Source organism: Streptomyces sp. DvalAA-14, from assembly GCF_900091855.1.
In the GTDB taxonomy this organism is placed as follows: domain Bacteria; phylum Actinomycetota; class Actinomycetes; order Streptomycetales; family Streptomycetaceae; genus Actinacidiphila.
On sequence record NZ_FMCH01000114.1, the window covers coordinates 1 to 6,349 of the forward strand.

At 72.6% G+C, this 6,349-nt stretch carries 8 protein-coding genes; 3 read left to right on the forward strand and 5 right to left on the reverse strand.

Features of this window, described 5'->3' with window-relative positions; all coding sequences use genetic code 11:
- Positions 1–30: 30 nt before the first annotated feature.
- Positions 31–918, reverse strand: coding sequence for a lysophospholipid acyltransferase family protein (locus GA0115240_RS05345; protein ID WP_093735500.1), 888 nt, complete (start codon positions 916–918; stop codon positions 31–33).
- Between the two features lie 220 nt (positions 919–1,138).
- Between GA0115240_RS05345 and GA0115240_RS05350 the strand changes: the two genes are divergently transcribed.
- The 3 genes from GA0115240_RS05350 (at position 1,139) to GA0115240_RS05360 (ending at position 3,134) form a co-directional block, all read left to right on the forward strand.
- Positions 1,139–1,924 (forward strand): alpha/beta hydrolase, encoded by a 786-nt coding sequence (locus GA0115240_RS05350; protein ID WP_093735495.1) that lies wholly within the window; start codon positions 1,139–1,141, stop codon positions 1,922–1,924.
- The gene (locus tag GA0115240_RS05355) at positions 1,917–2,438 is read left to right on the forward strand and encodes a hypothetical protein (protein ID WP_093735501.1); all 522 of its coding nucleotides are present in this window, start codon (positions 1,917–1,919) and stop codon (positions 2,436–2,438) included. Before GA0115240_RS05350 ends, GA0115240_RS05355 begins: the two co-directional genes overlap by 8 nt.
- Before the next feature lie 141 nt (positions 2,439–2,579).
- On the forward strand, positions 2,580–3,134 hold the full coding sequence (locus GA0115240_RS05360; RefSeq protein ID WP_093735496.1) for a hypothetical protein: 555 nt from the start codon (positions 2,580–2,582) through the stop codon (positions 3,132–3,134).
- Positions 3,135–3,214: 80 nt separating this feature from the next.
- Here GA0115240_RS05360 and GA0115240_RS05365 read toward each other — a convergent pair whose 3' ends face one another.
- The 4 genes from GA0115240_RS05365 to GA0115240_RS05380 form a co-directional block, all read right to left on the reverse strand.
- Entirely contained in the window at positions 3,215–3,961 is a 747-nt protein-coding gene (locus GA0115240_RS05365; RefSeq protein WP_093735497.1) for an endonuclease/exonuclease/phosphatase family protein, read from the reverse strand.
- 37 nt (positions 3,962–3,998) lie between these two features.
- Complete coding sequence (locus GA0115240_RS05370) at positions 3,999–4,940, reverse strand: ROK family glucokinase (protein WP_093735498.1); 942 nt, start codon at positions 4,938–4,940, stop codon at positions 3,999–4,001.
- A gap of 54 nt (positions 4,941–4,994) precedes the next feature.
- Positions 4,995–5,399 (reverse strand): DUF5304 family protein, encoded by a 405-nt coding sequence (locus GA0115240_RS05375; protein WP_093735502.1) that lies wholly within the window; start codon positions 5,397–5,399, stop codon positions 4,995–4,997.
- Between the two features lie 100 nt (positions 5,400–5,499).
- Positions 5,500–6,349, reverse strand: an 850-nt coding sequence (locus tag GA0115240_RS05380; protein ID WP_107407101.1) for an ArsA family ATPase, incomplete at its 5' end; no start/stop codon positions are given.

Below are 6,349 nucleotides of genomic sequence, written 5' to 3' on the forward strand. Positions count from 1 at the left end.
GACATGGCGGCCCCTCCCCCGTGGCTGCGGTCAGGTCCCGGACGACTCCGGGGCCGGTCCGGCGGCCTCCCGCGCCTGCGGGCGCTCGTCCCGGCGCTGGGCGTCCGGGGCGTCCGCCGCGTCCGGCCGGCGCTCCGCCGCCCTCGTGTGCCCGGCCGGCAGTCGCTCCTCCGGGGTGCGACCGGCGGGCGGGTGACCGGCCGCCGCGGCCTCCGCTGCCGCTGCCGCCTCGGCGGCCGCTTTCGCGGCCTCCGCGATCTGGCGCTTGGCGGCGGTGGCATAGATGTCGACGTATTCCTGGCCGGAGAGCTTCATGATCTCGTACATCACCTCGTCGGTGACCGAGCGCAGGATGAAGCGGTCGCCCTCCATGCCCTGGTAGCGGCTGAAGTCCAGCGGCTTGCCGATCCGGATGCCCGGCCGGATCGAGAACTTCGGCATCACCTGGCCGACCGGCTGGACCTTCTCGGTGTCGATCATCGCGACCGGGATCACCGGGGCGCCGCTGGCCAGCGCGACCCGGGCCAGGCCGCCGGGTTTGCCGCGGTAGAGCCGCCCGTCGGGCGAGCGGGTGCCCTCGGGGTAGATGCCGAACAACTCCCCGCGCGCCAGCACCGCGACACCGTCCTTCACCGCCGCCTCGCCGGCCCCGCGCGCGCCCGAGCGGTCCACCGGGAGCTGGCCGACGCCCTTGAAGAAGGCGGCGGTCAGCTTGCCCTTCAGCCCCGGCGAGGTGAAGTACTCCGCCTTGGCGATGAAGGTGACCTTGCGGTCCAGCACCGCGGGCAGGAAGAAGGAGTCCGAGAACGAGAGGTGATTGCTCGCCAGAATGGCCGGTCCCTCGCTCGGGATGTTCTCCAGGCCCTCCACCCATGGCCGGAACGCGGCCTTGATGGGGTGGCCGATAACGATCTTCATCGCACCGTAGAACAACCGATCCTCCTGTGAGCCGACACGCTGACCTTAACGCCACCGGCGGGCGGCCGGTCCGCGGCGGACCGATCCGCCGGGGCGCGGCCGGCCGGCGGGCCCGATCCGGCACGGTCGACAGGGCTTACCGCCAGCTGTCGGGGCCGCGTACGCTGAACTCCCGACCTTGCGTGTACCCGCGTACGCGCGTGCGAACAGGAGACGAACGGTGCCGCTCATGCCCGGAGCCGAACCGTACCGCCATGACGGCGGCGACATCGGCGTCCTGCTCTGTCATGGTTTCACCGGCTCTCCACAGTCCATGCGCTCCTGGGGCGCGTACCTGGCCGACCGCGGGCTGACCGTCTCGGTGCCGCTGCTGCCCGGGCACGGCACCCGCTGGCAGGACATGCAGCTCACCGGCTGGCAGGACTGGTACGCCGAGGTCGACCGGGAGTTGCTCGCGCTGGCCGAGCGCTGCTCGCGGGTCTTCGTCGGCGGGCTGTCGATGGGCGGCGCGCTGGCGCTGCGGCTGGCCCAGAAGCACCAGGGCGCGATCAGCGGGGTCATGCTGGTCAATCCCTCGGTGAAGGCGGACAGCGCGCAGCTCAAGGCGGTGCCGGTGATCCGGCACTTCGTGCCGTCGGTGGCGGGCATCGCCAGCGACATCGCGCTGCCGGACGGCGGCGAGCTGGGCTACGACCGCACGCCGCTGCACGCGGTCCATTCGCTGAGCAAGTTCTGGGGCATCGTGAGAGCCGGGCTGCCGCAGGTGACGCAGCCGCTGCTGCTGCTGCACAGCAGGGTGGACCATGTGGTGCACCCGTCCAACTCGGCGGTGGTGCTGGGCAAGGTGTCGTCCACCGACGTCACCGAGACGATCCTGGAGCGCAGCTACCACGTGGCCACGCTCGACCACGACGCCGAGCTGATCTTCACGCAGTCGTACGACTTCGTACGGCGACTGTCCGCTCCGGCGGGCGAGACGGTCAAGGAGAGTGCGGCCGGTGGCTGACCGTGAGGACGAGGGCACCGCGCCGCAGGAGGAGCCGGCCCGGCCGCCGCTGGACGAGGAGGCGGCCTGGGCGGCGCTGATCGCCGGCTACCACGCGGACCCGGAGCCCGGCGTAGAGCCGTCCTGGCCGGAGTCGGAGAACGTCGGCGACAAGGACCCCGGCCCCGAGCCGATCAACAAGGTGCTGCCGCCGCCCGACCGCAGCATCGTCATCCACCCGGTCATCTCCGGCCCGCGCAACTACGAACTGGTCGAGGACGACGACGACGCCCATTTCGTCCCGCCGGAGCCGCCACCGCTTCCCGACGCCGATGTGACCACCAAGTTCGCCTGGATCGCGGTGATCGGCGGGCCGCTGCTGCTGCTGGCCTTCATCCTGCTGCAGATCGAACTCACCTGGTGGGCCGTGCTGGTGGGCCTCGGCGGCTTCCTCGGCGGCTTCGCCACGCTGGTGGCCCGGATGCGCACCGGCGAGGACGACGACGATCTGCCGGGCGGCGGCGCGGTGGTCTGAGATCCCCCGATATCTCCTGTCCGGTATGGGGGGTACGATAGGTATTTGTGCTGACGTGATACGTCCGTAGCGGGCCGGTGGCAGGCCTACGGCGTTGCTGCGGCTCATCCATCGGCCTGTCCGTCGAGGAGGAGAGGCACCATGAGCACTGGAAGCGCGGTCCTGTCCGACCGGATCCTTTCGCAGTCCGTGGAGACGGCGACGATCCACGCGCCACTGACCGCGGTCGACATCGCCGACTGGCTGTTCACGCTTCCCGACCAGGAATACCAGCGCTGCGCGCCGCCCGACCACAAGGCGGCGGGCTACACCTCCACCGACGACGGCCGGCCGATGTCGATCAACGTGGAGATGATCGGCTCGGGCCTGGTCATCCAGCACTACGTGGCCGAGGTGGCCGAGAAGCAGCACTGCCACATGGTCTCGCTGTCCGATGTGCTCACGCCCAACGGCTGGACCACCGTCCAGGTCGTCTGGGACCTGAGCGCCAAGGACAACGGCGACGGCACCGTGACGTACACCAACAGCGTCACCAGCCGCCCGACCGCCGAATTCCTCGAATTCTGCGAGCTGAACGGCGTGTCCTTCGAGCAGGCCGCCCGGGAGCGCCAGGCGGCCTCGGGAGACCACTGCCGCCGGGAGACCCCGCTGTTCGCCGCGAGCATCGAGCGGCACGCCCGGTCCAGGCGGCCCTGACCCGCCGACCCGCCGACCGCGCTGACGGAGCCCGGCAGCCGGACCCGACAGCCGGGCCCGACAGCCGGGCCCCGCGGCGGTCAGGAGGGCGGTACGCGCAGTGCGGCCAGCACCGGCAGATGGTCGCTCGCCGCAGCGAGATCCTCCCGGGTGACGCCGCGCAGCGCGTGCGGCACCCCGCAGCCCAGCACTTCCACGCCCTCGGTGGCGAACAGCGCGTCGATGCGCTGATAGGGCCGGTCGGCCCGGGAGGTGAACTCGCCGCCCCACGGCTTGGTGGCCCACGCGTCCTGGAGGCGGTCGGCCACCCGGGTGAAGGCGCGGCCGTCGGGGCGCTCGTTGAGGTCGCCGCCCGCCACGGCGTAGGGCTCGCCGAGGCCGGTGAGCCGGTCCAGCAGCAGGCCGGACTGCTCGAAGCGCTCGGCGGGATTCAGGCTGAGATGGGCGCTGAGCACGGACAGCCGGGCGGCGCCGATCCGCAGCACGGCGGTGGCGAAACCGCGCTGGTGCAGCCCGGGGGTGTGCGGCAGCAGGACGTCCTCGGTGCGTTCCACCAGGGCGCGCAGCGACGACAGGATCATCGGTCCGGCGGCGGGGGCGCCGCCGGTCACATGGACCAGGTCCGTCGCCCCGGCGAGCCGCGCGGCGGCCTTGCGCCAGCGGAAGAAGCGCGGGGCCTCCTGGATGAGCGCCACGTCGGGGGCGCAGGCACGGATCACCCGGGCCAGCGCCGCCGTGTCGTCCCGCATGGAGCGGATGTTGTAACTGAGCACGCGGACCACCGCCGAGCCGTCCTGCTCGGTCGCCGAACTCGGCAGATCCTCCACTGTCACCCCGTCCGCTCCATCCGCTCCATCCGCTCCGTCAGCCCTGCCGGGCCAGGTCCGCCGCTCCGACCAGCCCTGCCTTGCCGCCGAGTTGGGCGGCCAGCACCTGGGCGTGCGGGCGCCACTCCCCGCCGATCAGCCAGCGCCGGAACGACTTGCGGATCGGGTCGAGGACCAGCTCGCCCTCGTCCGACACCCCGCCGCCCACGATGAAGGCCGACGGGTCGAAGAGCGAGGCCAGGTCGGCCAGTCCGGCGCCGGCCCAGCGGGCCAGCTCCCGGAAGGAGTCCACCGCCACCGGGTCGCCCTGCCGGGCGGCGGCGCTGACGTGCCGGCCTTCGATGCCGTCCGGAGTGCCGTCGCCGAGGGCGAGCAGCACCTTGGCGTTCTCCGGGGTGGCGTTGGCCCGCTGCCGGGCGTAGCGGACCAGGGCGCGGCCGGAAGCGTACTGCTCCCAGCAGCCCTGGCTGCCGCAGCCGCACAGCAGGCCGTCCGGCACCACCCGGATGTGGCCGAACTCGGCGGCGACGCCGAACCGGCCGCGGCGCAGCTTGTTGCCGATGATGATGCCGCCGCCCAGCCCGGTGCCGAGCGTGATGCAGATCACATCGGAGTGGCCCTGCCCGGCGCCGAAGCGGTACTCGCCCCAGGCCGCCGCATTGGCGTCGTTCTCCACCACGACAGGGAGTTCTACGCGCTGTTCGACCTTGTCCTTGAGCGCCTCGTGCCGCCAATTGATGTTGGGGGCGAAGAGGACGGTGGCGCGCTTGTCGTCGACGTAACCGGCGGCTCCTATGCCGACGGCCTCGATCTGATGACCGGTGCTGACCTGGCGTACCGCCTCCACGATCGCGTCCACGACGCCTTCGGGAGTCGACGGAGTAGGCACCTTGACGGTCTCGAGAATCGAGCCTTCCTCGTCGACCACTCCGGCCGCGATCTTGGTGCCGCCGATGTCGACGCCGATGGTGAGTCCCATGTGTCCCTCAGTTTTCGGTCGATCCCCGCTAAGAGAACCGTACCGGAGAGGGGGTCAATCGAGGTCGATGTGTTCAGCGGTTGAACGCGCGGAGGTGTCGCCGCTCGTCCACCGCCCCTCGGCGCGGGTCACCGCGGACCGGTAGGCGGCCAGCAGTTCGGCCCCGGCGGCGCTCAAATGATCGAAGACATCGGGATTGCGCTCGACGATGGGTTCGACAACGGAACGCACCTGGGAGATGACGCCCTGGGCGGCCAGCTGCACCGCGGGGTTGCCCAGCGCGCCCAGCTTGTCGGTGACGGCCTCGCTGACGGCCTCGGCGAGGCGGCGCAGCTCGTCGCCCGCGCTGCCCGGTCCCTGGCCCGCCTCGGCTCGTCTGCGCGCGTGCTCGGCGGCGATGTCCTCCGCGCTGGCCTTGGCCCACGCGTCGGCGTCGGGACGGTCCGTGGCTTCGCTCATGATCGGCTCCAAACGGGACGCTCCGGGTGCGGCCGCACTGATGGCTGCTTTTTCTCGGTCCCTCTTCGACGGTACCCGAACGGTCGGCCCGCGGCGGCGGTCAGCGGGGCCAGAGATCGGGGTCCGGGGTGAAGCGCACCCGCAGGCCGCCGTCGCGCAGCGCGGCGCCGGCCACCGTGCAGCGGCGCAGCGCGGACGGCAGCGGCACGATCCGCCGGAACCCGCCCGCGTCCACCACGAGTTCGTCGCCCCGGCGCACCAGGTCGAGATTCTCGCGGTCGGCGCCGGGCAGCGGCAGCGTCCACAGGAAGTGCCCCTCCTCGGCGAGCTGCTCGTCGACCGTCCAGGGCTCGCGGTCGCGGGCCGCGGTGTCGGGCACCGCCACCGCCAGCTCGGCGGGGTGGCGCGGTTCGCGCCCCAGGTGCGGGAGCTCCAGCAGCGGGACACCGTCGGCCGCGCACTGCTCGGCGAGCGCCTTGAGGTGCTCCTGCTGGCGGCCGGACAGCCCGGTGAGGAACGGGTCGGTGCCGGTGGTCGGCAGCAGCCGGTTGGCGGCGACGGCGGCGAGCCGGTGGCCGTACAGGGCGAGGCCGGTCCTGGCGGTGCGCAGCGTCCGCTCGGCGGCCGGCCCGGGCTCCAGGACCACCAGCACGGCGGTGTCCTGGTCCTCGACGACCGCCTGTACGGCGCCGAGTTCGCGGTCGGCGCGGGCGGCGGCCTGGTAGGCCCACTCGGCCGGCATCGGCACCCCGGCGAGCTGCGCCAGCACCGGCCGCAGCGCGCGGGCGGCCTGCCGGTCGGCGGGCAGCAACCGCGCCAGGTAGCGGCGCAGTTGTTCGGGCAGGGCCAGCAGCGCGACCGCCTCGCGCACCGGCGGCAGGTCCACCACCACCAGCTCCCAGGGCGACGCGTCCCCGGTGACCTCCGCCCGGCGCAGCGCCCGCAGCAGC